The following is a 17675-nucleotide window of genomic DNA, read 5'->3' on the forward strand; positions in this document are numbered from 1 at the left end:
TATCTCTCTCAAAAAGGTCTGCAAACGAGCAGATAAAAAACGAGGACGACCTAAAAACGGCGAAAAACTCATCGAAATGTATTTTATAGACGCGGATATCGAACTCGACCAGGAAAAAGTCGAAAAAACGAAATCCAGGCTCGGAAGGTTTATAATCGCAACTAACGACCTCAATATCGACCCTGATACACTACTCAGCTACTATAAAGGACAGCAAGAGGTAGAACGCGGATTCAGGTTCCTCAAAGACAAAAGCTTCCGAGTCGCAGAGGTCTACCTCAAAAAAGAAGAACGTATCGAAGCTCTCGCCATGATCATGGTCCTCTCACTCATGATCTATTCCGTGGCAGAGTGGCTGATCAGAAAAAGGTTGCAAGAATCAAATCAATCCATACCAAATCAGCTGAAGAAACCCACACAAAAACCAACTCTCAAATGGATCGCGTTCATGTTCCTCGGTGTCACCGAAGTCAACATATGGCTGTGCGGCGAGAAACACCAGAAAATCGCTAACCTCAACGAGAATACTTTGAAAATAATAAAACTATTTGGACCAGAATGCGAAAAATACTACGGACTGGAGCGTTAATGCGGAATGTGGGATATAAGTTCTCTCAGACCCGATAGCAGGCAGGAGCGGATTCTGCTGACACAGGAATGCATTAAAAGGTTCCACCTGGATATCGTCTCGCCGATCTCCCTGGTTATCATAGCGGAGATGCTGATCTTCCTTGGCCAGATGAAGGCTGCAATCGCAGTTCATGCCCTGAACATCATCCTGCTCGTATCTCTGGCGATGATCCGCAGTGACAGGATCTATCCTGTGGTTATGATGCTGTCGCTCTTCCGCATTTTGAATGTCACGATGCCGGTGTTCTTCAATCTCACGCTCTACTCGTATGCGACGATCTACATGCCCATGCTTCTTCCTGTTTTCATGATCATGCGTGAGGGCATCTTCGACCGCCAGGAGACCGGCCTAACGCTGAGAGGCTTCCTGACATACCTGCCGCTGGCGATCGGATCAGGCTTTGCGCTGGGATGGGGTGAGTATCAGGTGATTAGGCCTGAGGTCCTCCTGCCAGAGGTGAACCCGAAGAACGTTCTCATCCTCGCAGCGGTGATGATACTCCTCGTTGGATTCATCGAGGAGTTCATATTCAGATCGATGCTCCAGAACGTCATGATCGAGCGAGCCGGATCCATTCCAGGGCTTCTCATAACAAGCGTAATATTCGGCTTCATGCACTCAGGCTACCACATCCCGCAAGAGCTGGTTTATGTCTCATTCGCAGGCGCAGTTTTCGGTGTGATCTTCTGGTCGACAAGAAGCCTGCCGGTGATATCCGTCGCACACGGCGTGACCAACATCTCTCTCTTCCTGGTGGTGCCTGCATACCCGCAGTACCTACCGTATTTTATAGGGGTGCCATTTATGATCCACCTGATCGCCACAAACGACATCAGGAAGCTGATAAAAAAGATACAGATCGGTGATGGAGTGAGCTGATTGTTCAGTGCATCCAGGATGCTGTCATATCGTGCTCACACGCATCCCCTTGTGCAGTCCTCCCGTCTCTCCATCTCATCGTATAGCTCATCCATCGCGCCCTCACAGTCCTCAAAGCTCCCGTTGATCCCGATGCACCTGTACGATTCCGGGAGCACAGCTGTGAGGTTCTGGTTCTCCGCGGTCAGGTTCTCAGCCCTTCTGCTCTCCGGAATGCAGCACGAGAGCCACTCCCTGTCGAACATGACGGATGCCTCCTCCGAGACATAAGCCCTCTCAGCCCTTGCCGTGACATTGACGTGGTTCTCAAAGGCATCCATCTCAGGATCCATGCTCGCGAACAGCCTTATCTCCATCCTCCTGCTGATCTCGAGGGCCGGTATGCTCCAGTTGATGCATCTTCCCTCCATTGTGGGCCTGAGGGATGAGTTGATCATCTCCAGACCCGCGGGGAGCTCATCTCTCACAACGACATCCCTCAGCGGCTCGTTCCCGTCGTTTGTCACGTTTATGATGAACATCACAGTGTTCTCATCAACAGGCACCGCCGTCTTCGTGATGTTGATGTGCGGATAGAGATGTTTTGGCACAGCGTAGACGCTCACCGCGAGATCGATGCTGTACCTGCCGGCGAGATCCTGCTCGACCCTGAGCGTCTCCGGCCTGCCCATCGCGGCTCTGATCTCACCCCTGCCCTCGAACTCGCCGAGCATGGATAGTGATGACCCTCCCAGTTCCGCCTCCATCCTGATGTGGGGCGCCTGGCTGATGCGCTCCATCAGCACCAGACCCCGGGATCGGTCCTTAGTCATGGAGGATTCATGCCAGAGGCCCCTGAACCCTGTATCCCTCCCCAGAAGCGTCAGGTTCGTCTCTGAGCTCGAAGCCTCAAGATCTCTCTTTATGATACCGGTCTGGCGGATAAGGTCTGAACGATAGTAACCGCTCCCGCTCTCCCTGGACTCCATGGATCCCGCGCGGAGCTCAGAGCCCACAAAACCTTCTCCTGATGATGATCTTCTGTACTCAAGACCGCTGCCATATGAGTCGATCGACGATTCGGATCTGAAGCTCCCTGCGTACCTCTCATCTATTGATGCCTCCCTGGAGACGTATCTGATCTGCCTCACGCCCTGCTCGACCTCTGAGACCTCCCTGAATGTGGTCTGGTTCGGGTCAGCCTGGTACCTGCTGCTCAGATCAAGGGACCTGGCGTACATGTAGCTGCCCCTGACCGATTCCTCCCTGTTCCGGTTTCTGGACTCGGTGCTCTCGAACCATGATGATCTGAACTCCACGTTCCTCCTGGGAAGGGAGAAGCTTGTGGGCCTGTGCTCCGCGAACAGATCCTTCCCAACGGAGACGTTCCTGCTCGAGAGGTTGAGGTTCGCAAGGAGCTCCTCCTCGTAGTAGCCGCTGCCGTGCTCTCTAGTTGTTATCTCGGATCCCGGATCTCCAGCGACCGTTATGTTCTTCGAGGTCGAAGCATTGTGGTAAACCTTCCTCCCATCATCTCTGTAGTAACCGGTGATATACGCCCTGTTGGTGTGCGACCTGGCCTCGATGGCTGTTGAGAAGCTCTTTCTCACCCTGACGAAACCATCGCCCGAGACGCTTGAGCTCTCGTTGTAAACGAGATTCGATCGTTCCGGCACCCTCATCGTTATCACCACGGTCCCGTTCTCGCCGCTCCTCAGATCGCCGATGCTCCAGACGAGCCTCCTGCCGCTCAAAGAGGGGCTTCCCGAGGCGCTGACCAGCTCCAGGTCTGGGAGCACATCCGTGACATTGACATCATGTGCATCATAAGCTCCCTTGTTCCCGAACCTCAGCGTGAACACCACATCCTCGCCCGGCGCATACACATCCTTGTCAGAGCTCTTGTTTATCCACAGGCTCCGGATGACGCCTGTGATGAGGGTGGTGTTAACCCCCACGAACCTGTCGGAATCTATGCGGTAGGTGTTGACGATGAGATCCCTCTCCGGGCTCCCCACAATCACCTGGATTTCGATCTCGCCGCCTGCCCCGGGTGCGAGCTCAGGTATGTTCCAGATGAGGGTTTTATCAAAAACCCTGGATGGTGCAGGAGATGCGCTCACATACTCCACCGCTGGATCCAGAACGTCGGTTATGCGGACGTTTTTATGCGCGTGCGATCCATCGTTGCTGTACGTTATCCTGTAGACCAATCTCGAGCCGGGCACAACGAGACCTGCGGACGCGCTCTTGCTTATGTTGAGGCCTGCGCTGATGACGGTGGTGTTCAGAATGTGCTCATCACGGGATCCCTCAGCGCTCTGGATCTCAACCCTGTTTGATATGATGTCAGCGCTCTCTGATGCTCTCCCCAGGATACGTATGGTTCCCGACTCGCCTGCCCTCAGATCCCCGATATGCCACACGTTTGTGCCGGAATCAGGCGGCGGATCTGAGGATATGAAGCTGAAGTTGCCGTCGTAGTGCTCTGTTACGACAACATCATGCGCATCCTCGGATCCCGCGTTCTCATAGTTTATGGTGTAGTTCAGGAGCGAGCCGCGGGATGCGATCTCAGGATCGGAGCTCTTGCGGACGCTGAGCGTGGGCAGGGGCCTGTGAACATCGAGCGTGAAGGTGTCGATCGCAGATACCGGGAGACCTCTGGCGTCTCTGGCCGTTACTGTCGCGGTGTTCGTGAGCATGACACGTTCCTCGTACACCCTGTATCCCGGTGTCCTGCGGTACTCCTTGCTCACGATATTCCCGAACGGGTCCTGGACTGCGATGAGCGTGTCTCCTGTTGTGTAATCTGTTATCGTGTACGTTCTGTATCCGGGAGATGGCGCATCGTACTCGATTCTTATGTACTCCCTTGTCAGCTCGAAGAGACACTCCTCAGAGGATACACGCCCGTCGCGCCTGTACTCGGTTCTGAGCGTCGCGCGCGATATCGGGTCGCGGTACTCCCTTGAGATCAGGAGACCGCTCGCATCGAACGACTCCAGTAGGTACTCCCCCGTGATGTTGTTCGTGTGGTTCTCAAACCTGAGCCTCTGGCTGGTGTAGGAGACGTTCCACGCCCTGGAGATGTCGAAGCCTCTCTGCCTCTCTCTGACGATGGAAAGCTTCGCCTCAAGCCTCTGCTTTCTCTTCAACAGCGACCTGACGATCTCGCCTGTCTCTCTGGCTGCCATTATGCTCAGAACCGCATCGCCTGAAGCGCCGTACTTCCTGGGATCTGGGAGCGTGAACCTCGCCTCGTAGTGCCAGCTCTCCCCTGGACTTAGAACGCCATCCCCATCGTCTCCGCTTATGTACACAGGCTCACATCCAGGACCCCAGCTGTGCGAATCGGTGAGATTTACGTCGAAGAGATCGCTCTCCCCGGAATTAGAGACGTTGTATGTGTAGACGACAGAATCGCCGACGTGTGCCGGTCTCGTGTATATGCAATCCTTATCGAGATGTATCTCAGACCTGCCGAGCTGGCCTGTCACGATCTCTACAGAGGAGCTGTTGACGCATCCGCCCTCCACGGTCTTAACGAGAAGCGTTACCCTCACCCTCTTCCCCGGGGTCTCGGGAAGATTGAATGTGAAGATCCGGTCATCTCCCTGGGCGATCACCCTGTCATCAACCTGTGCAGTCCAGTGGTAGATGTAATCCCCCTCAGGCCCTGTGAGGGTGATGCTTCTCCCATCATCCGCGGAGCATACTGAGACGAGAAGCATCAGCACCGCGAACACCCCGAGCCTGGATGAGATCAGCATCACTCCTCCACAAAAGATATGAAAATCTCAGGTTTCGGTATGACCTTTATCTCCTTCACACATGATATGCTGCCGGAGATCAGCCTGAGCTCGTGGCTTCCAGCCCCGAACTCAGACCACCTTATCTCAATGCTCTCTCCGCGCCCGGCCTCTTTTCCATCAATCATCCATATGTATTCCTCGCCGGTGGCGTTTGCTGTGTATCTCTGGACCGATTCCTCGCATGCCACATCAGGACCGTCGATCTCACATGTGCATCCCTCGATCGTTATAAGTGATTTGCTGCTCGATCTTCTGCCATTCGAGTCTGTGACGTTATGGGTTACAAGGTACCTGCCGGGACGCGCGTATGCATGAACCAAATCCGCCTCAAAGCTCCTGCTCCCATCGCCCAGGTCCCATTCGTAGGTGTAAGGGGCCGCACCGCCCCTAGTCAGATCTCTGAGATACACCTGATTGCAGATCGTCTTATACTCAAAACCTCCTGAGAGGGGGATACCAACGCTCATCCCCGGATGCGAATAACACTGAGTCGTCCTCTCGCCGCATTTCATCCTCGATGTATCGCACCCTCTCGACCCGGAGGTCTCCCAGCTGAGGATCATGTTTTCGATGCGAATCTCCTCGCCACATCTCCACTCGATCTTGCAGACCGGTAAGGACATGGTCGATTTGCCCTGCAAAACATCAAGCACGCATCTCTCGATCCTCTCGAGATCACCATTAACAAGAAGATCCGCGAGCAGAACCAGGTTGTACCTCGGCGCGCTCGCCCTGTTGGTTATGTTGATCCAGATGTACGCTTCGGTGACAGCACCCTGAGAGCACGGCTGGAGCGGTCTGCCTGATTCGTCTCCTAGGTACGCGCGCTCAACCACCACATCCTTCGCGGTGCACTGGAACTTGCAGTCAGGCCACTCTGCCGGTGCCAGCTGGATCAGCACCATGCAAGCCAGGATTAACGCACATGACCTGCAGAGGATGACGTGCATGATCTCGTCTGCCTCATCAACTGTTGCTCTTATCCCTCTGGTGACCTGAAGAGGCGCTGGTCATGATATGCATTCTTCTTGAGCGAATGTTTGCTCTAAGCAGCCGCATTGCAAGACCTAAAGTTGCCAAACGTGTATAGCATAACTCCCATGTTTCTGGAGCATGGTGATTGTTCCCGGAGAACCCTGCATCATGCTTGCTCACAAAAATAAGATACCTGAGCGATCTCTGATAAAGATTGTGCAGCATATGCTGCACCTACTGGATCTTTATCTCTGCGACCGGCTCAGGTATCACCTTTATCTCCTTCGTGCAGTACTGGATCAGCGGTACCTCCTCCGCTGTATGTGGATTCTTCCTGTGCGCTGTCACACGCAGCTCCAGCTTAAGAACATCGCCCTCTTTGTATCCGGACCCTGATATCGTCACCTCGTCCCCATTCCCTATCGTCTTTCCGTCCAGCCTCCACTCGTACTCGTACTTCTCGCCACTGACCACTGGCACGTTCGCGGTGTACGTCTCCTCCTTGTTCGTGCAGAGCGTGTCAGAGCCGTCTATCGCACAGATGCTCGGGCAGGTCGCACCGCTGTCAGCTGTCGCCGCGGTCTCATCTAGCACCCACTCGACCTTCTTCTCCCTGAACCGGGTGACGAACGCGTTCTCCTTCATGCCCGGCTCGAAGACCTCTGGCTGTCCCTGGTGCGGATTGCCCGGTCTGAACATGTTCCGCTTTCCGGGTTTGAGCTTCACCGCCACCCTGTTGGGGTTGCTGTATCCCCATGTCACAGTGTAAGTGCCGTCTCCGTTGTCGTTGACACAGCCGACCATGGGCGTCAGCGCCTCTCTCCTCACCTCAACACTGGATGTGGCGGATGCTGTGACGGTCTCTCCCACCGGGCTCCTTCCGGTCGCCTTGCAGCTGTTCGATAGCGTTCCGCTGAGTTCCTCGCCGATGACATCCTGGGTTGCCGTGTATGTGTGAGTGCCTGTCGCAGACTCTCCGGGTTTGAGCGTCTGTTTATCGAGCGTTATGGGGCCGAACCTCTCATCTGTAACCTGTATTCCCGATATGGTCGTGGAGCCCGTGTTCGTCACGGTGTAGGTGTACGTGACGCTGTCGCCCAGAGCCACGCTCTCTTTCGAAGGCAGCTGCTCCAGGCTTATCGACGATGTGTATGAGATCGGCAGAGATGCGGATGCAGACGCGGAAATCGGGTTGCCCAGAACATCCTTGGCATACGCGGTCGCTGTGTTGGTGATCGGCCCTGGCAGATCGGATTCTTTAACAGTGTACTGGGCTGTGCCAGTGACGCTCTCGCCCGGAGCAAGCACGGATTTGCTCAGAGCCACACTGCCGAGCTCGCTGTCATCCAGCGAGACATCGCTGAGCGTCACGTCTCCTGTGTTTTTGACCTCATACTCATAAGTCACAGTCTGGCCGATTCCAGCAGGCGATGGCGTAGGCGTCTTGGTCACGCTCAGAGCAGCCCTGTATGTCAGGTCCACAAAGGCTCTGGCGGTTGCGCTCACGTCTTTACCCAGAACATCCTTCGCGCTGACACTGGCGGTGTTTCTAATCGGGCCTGGCAGATCTACCTGTGTTACAGTGTAAGTCTTTGTAGCGGTTATGCTCTCTCCCGGAGCCAGCGCTGTCTTGGTTAGCGATATATCTCCGAGCTTGTCATCTGAAGCTGTGATCTCGCTCAGCGTCACATCTCCGGTGTTTCTTATCGTGTATGTGTAAGTGATCGTCTGGCCGACGTTCGCAGGAGAGGGTTTGGCAGTCTTCTCGATGCTGACGCTCGCAGTGTATGTGAGACTGACGGTCTCGGAGTCCTCAGCGCTGACATCCACGCCGAGAACATCCTTCGCGCTGACTGTCGCGCTGTTCACAATCGGACCCGGCAGGTCTTCCTCTGTGACCTTGTAAGTCTTTGTGGCGGTTATGCTCTCTCCCGGAGCCAGCTCCGTCTCTTTTTCTTTTAGCGATATATCTCCGAGTTTGTCATCAGAGAGCTTCAGGTTCCTCAGCGTGACCTCGCCGCTGTTTGTTATTGTGTATGTGTATGTCACTGTGTCTCCAACCCTTGCCGGGTTTGGTGCAGCTGACTTGTCCAGGGCGATGGACGCTGCGTACTCCAGTGTCACAGAGGCGGTTGCTGTCCCGGAGACGACCTTCTTTCCTGTGTGCATCTCTTCGCCGCTTGCGGTCACGCTGTTTGTCAGAGGCCCTGGCAGGTCTGTCTCTTTAACGGTGTATTTTGCAGTTGCAGTCGCGGTCTCGCCCGGCTTGAGCATGTTCTTGTCAGGCTTTATCTCGCCAAGCCTGTCGTCCCTGAGAACTATGTCCTTGATCCGTATGGTTCCTGTGTTTGTTATCTCGTAGGTGTATGTTATCTCGGTTCCAACCCTGGCTGTGTTCACTGATGGGGTCTTTGTGACAGCGAGGCCTGATGTGTAGGTCACATTGACAGAAAGCTCGCAGCTCACAGATCTGTAGGGATCGCGCTCGTTGGGAACAACATCAGAGTAGTCCTTTGTGATCTTCAGCCCGACTTTGTGCATTCCGGGAACGTAGTTCGACCAGTCGACCTGCAGTGTATCAGAATTCGCACCTGCGGGAGTGCCATCCACGCTCCACTCGTATGTCAGCTTACCATCAGTACCGCCTGTGTATCTGTAGGTCGCAGTCTCCTCAGCAGTAACCTCCTCAGGACCCCCTATGCCGCACACAGGCATCGGATAAACCGTTATCTTGCCGGTCGCCTGGTTGACGCATCCTCCAACCTTGGTCCTTATTAGGAGATCTACGGTCACAACCTTCGAGCCCTCTTCCTGTTTCACCGTTGGTGCGGTGAAGGTGAAGACCCGATCTTCTCCCTGGGCGATCGTTCTGCCATCAACCACAGCAGACCACGCATAGATGTAATCGCCCTCAGGAGCCTGAAGCGTCACAGTCTCCCCGGAAACCACGAGCTTGTTCCCGAGGTCCGCAAAGCCTCCAGCGACTACAGCACCTGCAGGCGATGATATCAACACCAATGCAATCGCCAGCATGTACCATCGTGAGTTCACCAATCAACACCTCCTGCAAAATATACAGTAACGTCTGTGTGAATACACATGTTACGTATCAATTCTTCTTAATTGTAGTTAGTATACAAATTCTATTTTAATGTTTTGGGCATCGTGATGGTTGTACACTCTCAGATCCCATCCACCCGCTCCTATGCATTACAGCCTGAAAGGTCGCGCAGCGCAGCTGCTGTGAGCACTCCATTCATTCGTCACAGATGTATAGCAGGATGCGATCAGAGGTTTGCGTGGTACGTCACGGAGTTTCTGAGATCTACATCCAGATCGGCAAGGGTCACAAAAAAGTATTATAAGTACGTATGATACTAATCAGAAGTACGGGTAGAGTGAGTATAACTAGACGAGAGGTGATGGGATGCGAATACTGACAGCACTTTTTGTGGTTATGCTTCTGTTCGGCACGAATGGTGCGGTCTCCCAGAACGTATCGGAGACCATGAGCGCTGCAAACGAGAGCATACCGATGGATAATAAGGCACAGGTCGCGCTCATACTGGATATCGCCATGCCCCCGCAGGGAGGCGCCGGCAGAGAGTATGTGGTCAACTATACAACAAATCTCCTGAACATACTGGACCCGAGGGAGATCAACTTCACCGCCCTCACCACAGGAGATATTGCAGCTGACAACGAGTACACACTGTTCATAACAAGAGTGGGTGCCAGAGCGAACCACGAGATCGCTATGAATGGGCCGGGTGGCGAAAACCTGTCGATGGGAGATATCAGAAGGGCCAAACGGGAGGTTGAGAACTGCTACATATGCGGAACCGAGAAGAAGAGCGTGGTGGGCTACAGACCAGCTGAGAGGATAAATGAGAGCGACTATGCAATCTTTGAGAGCCTCGGAATCAGCTACATAATAGATGATGACATGTTCTTCAGCACGAACGCATCCAGGCCGTATCAGCTGGATAACACAACTCTGTACGTGGTTCCGGTAACCCGGATCTCAGCGGACTCTGAAGTATATATACTCACCGACAGGCGCGCTGCCGAGATGAACATGAGCGGAGATGAGTGGTACTCGCTCCTCTCCAGAGGGATGGATGATGCGATCAGCAGAGGCGAACCGATGGTGGTGCTCATAACAAGCTACATCTCAGGATCTGGAGAGTACCTGAGTGCGCTTGAGAGGTTCATCGATGATGCCTCCAGGAAGGATGTGATATTCGTCAAGTTAAGTGATCTCGTGGAGATGTCAAAACCAGCCTGAATGCCTGTGGCTGCATCGGCGCTCTGATCACGAAATTCGAGCCACGGATCTCATCATTTGGGTCCGGAGCTGAATTCGGGGCAGAGAGCAGCCACAGGAGAGGAGATCTCACGATTGAATGAGATCTCATTATTTTTGCGCTCTTCTGTGCTTGGCAGCCTGTATGTCGTGCAGTGGCTGCTGGAAGCACTCATTCAATCGCCACGATCGCACAGCAGAGGCAGCGCATCTTCTGGCAGGTCAATACAGGTGGATGAGAGCGCCGCTATTTGCGACATTAAGAGGTGGCCTTGAGCGGAGATCGTCGATGATCCCGTCGAAACCGCGATGTATCGCTGCTATTTGCACCATTAAGAGATGGCCTTGAGGGGCCATCATCACATGCTTATCGTCCTCGCACTCAGAACGCCTGAGACGCTCAGTATCCTCTTCAGGGTCTCGTCACCGACAGGAGTGTCCACGTTCAGGACCATCAGCTGCGGCTGGCCTGGTGAGATCCTGCCAACATGCATGCTCCCGATGTTGATATTTGCCTCGCCCAGAACCACGCACACCGGCCCTATGATGTTCGGCCTGTCCTCATGCAGGACCAGAACAAGATTGCCCTCTGTCGGAACATGAACCCTGTAGTCGTTGATCTGGACGATCCTCCTGTCATCAGGCCTGTAAACAGTGCCGTGAACTGCGAATGTCTCAGAGGTGGTCTTCAGGCGCATGGTTATCAGATTGCTGTACCCGTTCGCTGCCTCCGTCTTCGATTCCATCAGCTTTATGCCCCTCTCCTTCAGCAGTGTCAGCGAGTTGACCAGGTTCGCATGTGCGCCTATGGCTGACAGCAGCCCCTTAACAGCCGATATTGTTATCAGCCGGACATCCTTCTCCGCGATTGATCCGCCATACACGATCTCAAGATGCTCAAACCTGCTCGTCCCAAGCTGCCCGAGAAGCCTGCCCATTCTCTCCGCGATATCCATGTAAGGCTCCATCAATGCTATCGTCTCCGGCGGTATGGAGATCAGATTGATCGCGGTCGTTGGAAGCTGGCCCCTGCTTATGGCAATGATCTGATCTGCAACAGCGAGCGCCACATTGATCTGTGCCTCAGCGGTTGACGCTCCGAGATGTGGCGTTGTTATGATCCGCTCCTGCTCGAGAAGAGGGTTCCCCACAGGTGGCTCCTTTGTGTAAACGTCCACTGCAGCGCCGGCTATCCTGTTCTCCGCAACCGCTTTGGCCAGTGCTGCCTCGTTGATTATGCCCCCTCTGGCACAGTTTATCAGCCGCACAGTTGGCTTCATCAGCCTGATCTGAGGCTCATCGATCATGTTTCTCGTTTCCGGAGTGAGAGGCGTGTGAACAGTTATGAAGTCGCTCTCCCTGTAGATCTCCTCGAGGCTTGCCAGCTTTATTCCAAGCTCTGCAGCCTTGGACTCTGTTATAAACGGATCGTAGGCGAGTATGCGCATCCCGAATGCCTTCATCCTCTTTGCAACCTCTGTCCCGATCCTGCCGAGTCCGATGATGCCGAGTGTCTTGTTGAAGACCTCGACGCCCGTGTACTTCTTCCTGTTCCATTCACCCCTCCGGACAGATGCATGCGCCTGGGGGATGTTTCTCGCGAGCGCCAGCATCATGGCAATTGTATGCTCTGCAGCTGATATGGTGTTTCCACCCGGGGCGTTCACGACTATTATGCCCTTTTTTGTTGCAGCATCGACATCGACGTTGTCCACCCCAACACCTGCTCTCGCTATCACTTTAAGCCTATCTGCTGCGTTTATCACATCCGCCGTCACCTTGGTCCCGCTGCGTATGACAAGAGCATCATACCCCTTGATCCTCTCAACCAGCTCCTCAGGAGAGAGGTTGGTTATAACATCGACCTCTGCGGCCGTCTCAAGCCGTCTTATGCCCTCCTCGGCCAGCGGGTCACTGACCAGAACTCTCATGGCTTCTACCTCCATTGCCGCTCAAAGATGCTCTAGAATTTCATCTTTGCCCTTCATGGGCTCAACATGTCCTTTGCCAGACAGGCCTATCAAAAGGAATAAATGATGAAACGCAGATCAGATCCAAAAAGGAGGTTGATAGATGAAGTACACAATGATATTGGTGATCTCGTTGATGCTTGTATCTGTCATCACCGCAGGCGCGATCGACGTGATCCATCTCAGCACGCTTGATAAGACCGAGGCCGTCTCGCTTCCCAGGATAAGCCCTTACACTCCAGCCATAAGCAATGCCAGCCCGGGCGTCGTGCAGCTCAGCACGCTCGGCAGGAAGATCCAGCGCTCGATGATCGAGCCGAAGGAGCTCTCAGCTGCAAAGCCGGTGACGATCACTCCGTCCTTCGCAATAATGAACGCCAACATAACAGCTGGCACGAACACGTTAATAACAATGCCACATGCCCTTTCGGGCGCACAGATAAACTACCTCAGGCCCAATGTGACGGTCTGGACGCCACCCATAGCGATATTTGGCGGGGCCTGAAGAGCATCCAAGAGCTCCGCTTTCGAGACGGAGAGGGAAAAACCGCATGAAGGTCAGCCTGGTCGTGGATGGCGTTGAGATACCGCTGAACGACTTCACACAGCAGATAATCGGGAATGTATCTGCAGGCATGGCCGGCTCCCTGCGTGGGGTGAGCCAGGACTGGAAGAGCCTCAAGATAACGGTCGAGAGGGAGTGATATTTTATTTCTTAGACCTTCTGAAGGCCGAGTTCAGGTCTATCAGATAGGTCCCCTCCTTTAATGCCATGACAAGCTCGTCCCTCGAGAATAGCGTCGGCAGATTCAGCTCGTATCTCCCCGGCTCTGTGATCCTGACGCTCTCTATCGGGCGATCCTCGGGCGAGCTCTGAGATGTCTGGGTGGCAATCGGCTGGATTGGGTTTTCAGGAACAACCTGCTGTCTACGCATCTCCTCTTTGATCTCATTCCTGTCGCGAACAGATGTGGCGATGGCCGCGGTTCTCCTGGGCGGCCTTCTGACACCCATCGCCTCCGTGATCAGCGTCTCGCGCTCTCTGATATACTCAAACATCCTCCCGCCGCACTTCGGGCAGCCTTTGAGGATATCTGCGCCATCATCGAATACCTCTCTGCATCTGGTGCACATGTGTGGCATCTAATCCCCGACCGAGACCTTGGTGCTTATCTGGTACTGATCCTTTTCGACCGTTCTGAGCTGGTTCGCCGGGCCTATCACCGTCATCCTGCCCTTTGATGAGCTTCTTCCAAGCAGCCTGCCCACAAAGGAGCTCTCCCTCTTTGCAGGATAGCTCTCGATCTCTATTCCTGAGAACTCATCGACCCGTATCTCCGTCATGGTCATCTCTATAAGCCTCACCTCCTCCTCTGGAGTGAGTCCGCTCTCGAGAACCACTATCCTGCCCGTCTTGACCTTGTCAAGGATAAGCCGGATCTTCTCCATTGAGGTCATGCGGTTCAGCTTCTCCTCAGATATGAGGTCCATCTGTACTTCCCGCATATGCTCACCCGAAGTGTAATGCTATTGCATTATACAGCTCGTCCAGGTTGTTCCCCTCCAGCGCCGAGATCTGGACCACTGGATGCTGAGGAAATGCGGCCTTTATTCTTGAGGGGGCAGCGTTCGGCAGATCGATCTTGTTTGCCACGATGAGAAGCGGCAGGTTCCTTGCCTCCATGTTGCCTATAACAGTGACGTTGACCTGCGTGTATGGATCCTCTGTGGAGTCCATGACAAGAAGAACGCCATCAAGATCGTCCAGCCACTTGATCGCCTCTATGACTCCCTCAGTAGCCTCTTTCGCCCGCCTCTTGGCCTCTTCCTCGCTCATGCCATATGCCATGAACTCCCTGAAATCTATCTTTGTGGCCATTCCTGGCGTATCCACTATATCGAGGTGAATGCTCGCGCCATTTGCATTTATCACAAGGCCCTCCTTTCGAACCGCTCTTCTGGTCTCGTGTGGGACTGGAGATACCGTGCCTATCGCCCCATCCCCGCTCCAGTCCTTGACAATCCTGTTGGCCAGTGTGGTCTTTCCAGCATTTGGTGGCCCGTAGATACCGATTCGTGCACGCTTTTTGCCGAAAATGCGACTCAGCCAGAATCCCAGGTTCATCCGGAGGCTCTTGAACACACCCATATCCATCCTCTGCAACAGAATGAACGGGGCTACTCTACTAATAATTTTCCATTACTTTTTTTGAAACGATAATTTCCCCGATTCGGTTCCATGCAGCTGCGGATTTATGGCGTCGAGCTGTAAATTGGCTCGGGTCGCATGACTCGAATCGGTGAATGGTCTCTCAGGAACCGGTGTCCACCTGCATTGACGAATCCTGCAGGATTGCATCAGGATGGTACAAGTGCACGAGCCGGGCACGAATGTTTGATATACGATATCAAAAACTACGTATGATGCTCATACTCGGAGTGGACGAGGCCGGAAAGGGGCCTGTCATCGGATCGATGTTCGTCGCTGGTGTTGTTTTCAGCGAGGAGGATATCTTCGATCTGGCAGCATTTGGCGTGAAGGACTCAAAGCTGCTGAGCCCAGCAAGGAGAGAGGCCATCGAGAGGCAGATAATCTCCAGGGCCAGAGGGAGGTTCGTTCTGGAGGTGACCGCGCAGCAGATCGATGAGCTGCGCATGGTCATGTCCATGAATGAGATCATGGTGAGAGCTCATTCCAAAGTTGTTTCCGGACTCAGGGCGGATCGCGCCATTCTCGATGCAGCTGATGTTAATGCTGAGAGGTTCGCTCAGAGGGTCAGGGAGCTATCAGGAGCATCGATGCAGATCCTGGCAGAGCATGATGCAGACAGGAAGCACATCGTGGTTGCAGCAGCATCGATAATCGCCAAGGTTGCCAGGGATAGATCCATCAGAGAGCTCGAGGCCACACTCGGCCGCCCGCTCGGAAGCGGCTATCCTTCAGATCCTGCCACGGTGAGGTTTCTGATGGACTGGATCGCGGAGAACGGGGATTTGCCGCCGTTCGCAAGGAAGAGCTGGAGCACTGCACAACGTTTAAAAGCAAGCTCTGTGTAAGCCCCTCAGAGAGAGTGATCCTATTGGATATAGAGGATACGCTTCTTATGATACCAGGCCCTGTCAAGGTTGCTCCTCGGGTGCTTCGCGCGATGTCGAAGCCGATGATAAGCCACAGGAGCCCGGAGTTTGGCAGGATATACGACGACTGCAGGGAGCTCCTGCGGGAGTTCTTCGAGACAAAGAACGAGATCGTGGTCATGAGCGGGTCCGGCACGTGCGGGATGGACGCTGCTGTTGGCGGGCTGATAGGCAGTGACGACAGGATACTCACTATAACCAACGGAAAGTTCGGCGAGCGGTTCACGGAGATAGGCAACAGGTACGGCAGAGCGATATCAGTCGATTTTGAATGGGGAATGCCATTCGACCTCGAGCGCGTGGAGGCAGCGCTTGAGGAGGGTGTGAAGGCAGTGGCCATGGTCCACAACGAGACCTCTGTGGGCATAATCAATCCTGCCAAGGAGATAGGCAGACTTGCGAGAAAGCACGACGCTATATTCATAGTGGACGGCATATCCTCAATCGGCGGAAACGAGTTCAGGACCGATGAGTGGGGTATAGATATAGCGATAACAGGGTCGCAGAAGTGCCTTGCCGTGCCGCCCGGGCTGGCGATAGTATCCGTGAGCGAGCGTGCAGAGGAGGCGCTCAATGAGAGCTCAGGTAGCTACTATGCGGATCTGAGGGCGCATCTCAAGAGCGCGAGAAAGAAGCCCACCCAGACACCATTCACGCCTGCGGTTCCTCTCTTCTATGCGCTCCAGGAGGCGCTGCACATGGCGAAGGAGGAGGGCTTCGAGGCGAGGAGAGCACGCATAGCCAGGCTCGCTGAGGCTGTCAGAGCTGCGGCATCAGCGCTGGGTATAGAGCTCTTCCCTGTCCTGAATGAGTACTCCAGGTACTCGAACACAGTTACAGCGATGAAGATCCCGCCGATGATCAATGATGAAAAGCTCAGGGGCGGCATGAAAAAGCAGGGGGTTGTCGTTTCAGGCGGCCAGGAGAGGCTGAAGGGGAAGATCTTCAGGATAGGCACCATGGGCGTATGCTCTGAGGGGGATGTTCTGAGAACCATACAGGCTTTAGAGCTTGTCCTCGCAAAAGAGGGTGTGATCAAAGCGCCAGGCGAGGGGGTTGCGGCTGCATCAAAGGTGCTTGACAGATGAGCATCCCTGGAAGGTGACCCGCTCCAGTGGCCTCGCGTCTGTAGATTTGCAGGGAACACAGCTTTGTGGGGCGGCACCTGCAGCTGCATGCCTCTCGATCTCCCCAGCTCACCCTCAAGGTGTCGATCCCGATTTCTGGTTTCAGGCCAGGTGGCGGGGCAGTGGCCACCAGGTGAAAGTTGCAGTGTCGGATCGCAAGGTGGTTGATGTGCAGAAGACGGGAGCTGACAGATTTCTGGACTCGGCGGATGTGAGAATGAGCGGCACGTTCAGATCGCTTGCATCCGCGATCATGGGGGACGGAGCGCTATCTGCCCGGGAGAAGGCATTGATAGCACTGGCGTGTTCTGTGGCGATAAGATGTGAGAGCTGCACTAGAAGGCACATGGAGCAGGCAAGAGCGCTTGGCGTGACCAGGGAGGAGATGCTCGAGGCAGCAGCTGTTGCATCGCTCATACGCATGGGCTCAGGCCTCAATGCTGCTGCAGTCATTCTGGATGAGATGCAGGAAGCTGCATCCAAGAGGTGACCCGACATCGACCGGGATCGAGAGATCTGAGCAGGAGATCGTCGACATCGGGTTTCACAGATTGAAGCGCGGAAGCCGCAGGTTCCTCCTGTGTGTGGGCTGATGTCCACCCGGTTCTATGCACGGTGTACCGATATATTTATATTCAGAATGGAAGCCGCGGGATCGTTGCGGGGTTTGCCAAGCTGGCCAAAGGCGCGGGACTTAAGATCCCGTCTCGCAGGAGTTCACGGGTTCGAATCCCGTACCCCGCATTTGAGCACATCGATTTTTGATTTATGACTTCATCAGAATTATTCTATCAGATGCTGGATTCTTTTTCACGCGCTGCTTCGAGGAGGGTATGTGATGCCAAAGAAGCGGCT

At 54.3% G+C, this 17675-nt stretch carries 15 protein-coding genes and 1 tRNA gene; 9 read left to right on the plus strand and 7 right to left on the minus strand.

Features of this window, described 5'->3' with window-relative positions:
- The coding region (locus QHG98_09055; protein MDH7597865.1) for an IS1634 family transposase at positions 1-589 on the plus strand (589 nt) is incomplete at its 5' end.
- A gap of 6 nt (positions 590-595) precedes the next feature.
- Positions 596-1510 carry a CPBP family intramembrane metalloprotease gene (locus QHG98_09060; GenBank protein MDH7597866.1) on the plus strand — a complete coding sequence of 305 codons (915 nt, stop codon included), beginning with the start codon at positions 596-598 and terminating at the stop codon, positions 1508-1510.
- 35 nt (positions 1511-1545) lie between these two features.
- Here QHG98_09060 and QHG98_09065 read toward each other — a convergent pair whose 3' ends face one another.
- The 3 genes from QHG98_09065 to QHG98_09075 all read right to left on the minus strand — a co-directional run bounded on the left by QHG98_09065 (position 1546) and on the right by QHG98_09075 (position 9330).
- Complete coding sequence (locus QHG98_09065) at positions 1546-5262, minus strand: DUF11 domain-containing protein (protein ID MDH7597867.1); 3717 nt, start codon at positions 5260-5262, stop codon at positions 1546-1548.
- A complete protein-coding gene (locus QHG98_09070; protein ID MDH7597868.1) occupies positions 5262-6209 on the minus strand; it encodes a PKD domain-containing protein in 948 nt (315 codons plus the stop codon). Before QHG98_09070 ends, QHG98_09065 begins: the two co-directional genes overlap by 1 nt.
- Positions 6210-6513: 304 nt before the next feature.
- Positions 6514-9330, minus strand: coding sequence for a hypothetical protein (locus QHG98_09075; GenBank protein ID MDH7597869.1), 2817 nt, complete (start codon positions 9328-9330; stop codon positions 6514-6516).
- Between the two features lie 376 nt (positions 9331-9706).
- Between QHG98_09075 and QHG98_09080 the strand changes: the two genes are divergently transcribed.
- Positions 9707-10567: a hypothetical protein gene (locus QHG98_09080; protein ID MDH7597870.1), complete on the plus strand. Its 861-nt coding sequence runs from the start codon at positions 9707-9709 to the stop codon at positions 10565-10567.
- A 377-nt stretch (positions 10568-10944) separates the two neighbouring features.
- Here the strand turns inward: QHG98_09080 and serA are convergent, their stop codons facing one another.
- Entirely contained in the window at positions 10945-12516 is a 1572-nt protein-coding gene (gene serA, locus QHG98_09085) for a phosphoglycerate dehydrogenase (protein MDH7597871.1), read from the minus strand.
- A gap of 142 nt (positions 12517-12658) precedes the next feature.
- On the opposite strand from serA, the gene QHG98_09090 reads away from it, so the two are divergent.
- Positions 12659-13060 carry a hypothetical protein gene (locus QHG98_09090; GenBank protein ID MDH7597872.1) on the plus strand — a complete coding sequence of 134 codons (402 nt, stop codon included), beginning with the start codon at positions 12659-12661 and terminating at the stop codon, positions 13058-13060.
- Between the two features lie 46 nt (positions 13061-13106).
- The gene (locus QHG98_09095) at positions 13107-13259 is read left to right on the plus strand and encodes a hypothetical protein (protein ID MDH7597873.1); all 153 of its coding nucleotides are present in this window, start codon (positions 13107-13109) and stop codon (positions 13257-13259) included.
- A gap of 4 nt (positions 13260-13263) precedes the next feature.
- Here the strand turns inward: QHG98_09095 and QHG98_09100 are convergent, their stop codons facing one another.
- From QHG98_09100 to QHG98_09110, 3 genes are read right to left on the minus strand one after another with little or no spacing between them, the layout of a single operon-like run.
- On the minus strand, positions 13264-13698 hold the full coding sequence (locus QHG98_09100; GenBank protein ID MDH7597874.1) for a Zn-ribbon domain-containing protein: 435 nt from the start codon (positions 13696-13698) through the stop codon (positions 13264-13266).
- The gene (locus QHG98_09105; protein MDH7597875.1) at positions 13699-14061 is read right to left on the minus strand and encodes a DUF2073 domain-containing protein; all 363 of its coding nucleotides are present in this window, start codon (positions 14059-14061) and stop codon (positions 13699-13701) included.
- 4 nt (positions 14062-14065) lie between these two features.
- On the minus strand, positions 14066-14704 hold the full coding sequence (locus QHG98_09110) for an Era-like GTP-binding protein (GenBank protein ID MDH7597876.1): 639 nt from the start codon (positions 14702-14704) through the stop codon (positions 14066-14068).
- Between the two features lie 272 nt (positions 14705-14976).
- Here QHG98_09110 and rnhB point away from each other — a divergent pair, with 272 nt between their 5' ends.
- The 4 genes from rnhB to QHG98_09130 all read left to right on the plus strand — a co-directional run bounded on the left by rnhB (position 14977) and on the right by QHG98_09130 (position 17564).
- A complete protein-coding gene (gene rnhB / locus QHG98_09115; protein ID MDH7597877.1) occupies positions 14977-15612 on the plus strand; it encodes a ribonuclease HII in 636 nt (211 codons plus the stop codon).
- A 92-nt stretch (positions 15613-15704) separates the two neighbouring features.
- The gene (locus tag QHG98_09120; protein ID MDH7597878.1) at positions 15705-16781 is read left to right on the plus strand and encodes an alanine--glyoxylate aminotransferase family protein; all 1077 of its coding nucleotides are present in this window, start codon (positions 15705-15707) and stop codon (positions 16779-16781) included.
- 172 nt (positions 16782-16953) lie between these two features.
- The gene (locus tag QHG98_09125) at positions 16954-17310 is read left to right on the plus strand and encodes a carboxymuconolactone decarboxylase family protein (protein MDH7597879.1); all 357 of its coding nucleotides are present in this window, start codon (positions 16954-16956) and stop codon (positions 17308-17310) included.
- A 170-nt stretch (positions 17311-17480) separates the two neighbouring features.
- A tRNA-Leu gene (locus tag QHG98_09130) sits at positions 17481-17564 on the plus strand.
- Positions 17565-17675 lie beyond the last annotated feature (111 nt).

The organism is Methanothrix sp., assembly GCA_029907715.1.
GTDB lineage: Archaea > Halobacteriota > Methanosarcinia > Methanotrichales > Methanotrichaceae > Methanothrix_B.

Excerpts from the sequence above, each read along its gene's own strand:
- QHG98_09060 (MDH7597866.1), top strand. The coding sequence starts at position 596 with ATGTGGGATATAAGTTCTCTCAGACCCGATAGCAGGCAGGAGCGGATT.
- QHG98_09065 (MDH7597867.1), bottom strand. The coding sequence starts at position 5,262 with ATGCTGATCTCATCCAGGCTCGGGGTGTTCGCGGTGCTGATGCTTCTC.
- QHG98_09070 (MDH7597868.1), bottom strand. The coding sequence starts at position 6,209 with ATGGTGCTGATCCAGCTGGCACCGGCAGAGTGGCCTGACTGCAAGTTC.
- QHG98_09080 (MDH7597870.1), top strand. The coding sequence starts at position 9,707 with ATGCGAATACTGACAGCACTTTTTGTGGTTATGCTTCTGTTCGGCACG.
- serA (MDH7597871.1), bottom strand. The coding sequence starts at position 12,516 with ATGAGAGTTCTGGTCAGTGACCCGCTGGCCGAGGAGGGCATAAGACGG.
- QHG98_09090 (MDH7597872.1), top strand. The coding sequence starts at position 12,659 with ATGAAGTACACAATGATATTGGTGATCTCGTTGATGCTTGTATCTGTC.
- QHG98_09095 (MDH7597873.1), top strand. The coding sequence starts at position 13,107 with ATGAAGGTCAGCCTGGTCGTGGATGGCGTTGAGATACCGCTGAACGAC.
- QHG98_09100 (MDH7597874.1), bottom strand. The coding sequence starts at position 13,698 with ATGCCACACATGTGCACCAGATGCAGAGAGGTATTCGATGATGGCGCA.
- QHG98_09105 (MDH7597875.1), bottom strand. The coding sequence starts at position 14,061 with ATGCGGGAAGTACAGATGGACCTCATATCTGAGGAGAAGCTGAACCGC.
- QHG98_09110 (MDH7597876.1), bottom strand. The coding sequence starts at position 14,704 with ATGGGTGTGTTCAAGAGCCTCCGGATGAACCTGGGATTCTGGCTGAGT.
- rnhB (MDH7597877.1), top strand. The coding sequence starts at position 14,977 with ATGATGCTCATACTCGGAGTGGACGAGGCCGGAAAGGGGCCTGTCATC.
- QHG98_09120 (MDH7597878.1), top strand. The coding sequence starts at position 15,705 with ATGTCGAAGCCGATGATAAGCCACAGGAGCCCGGAGTTTGGCAGGATA.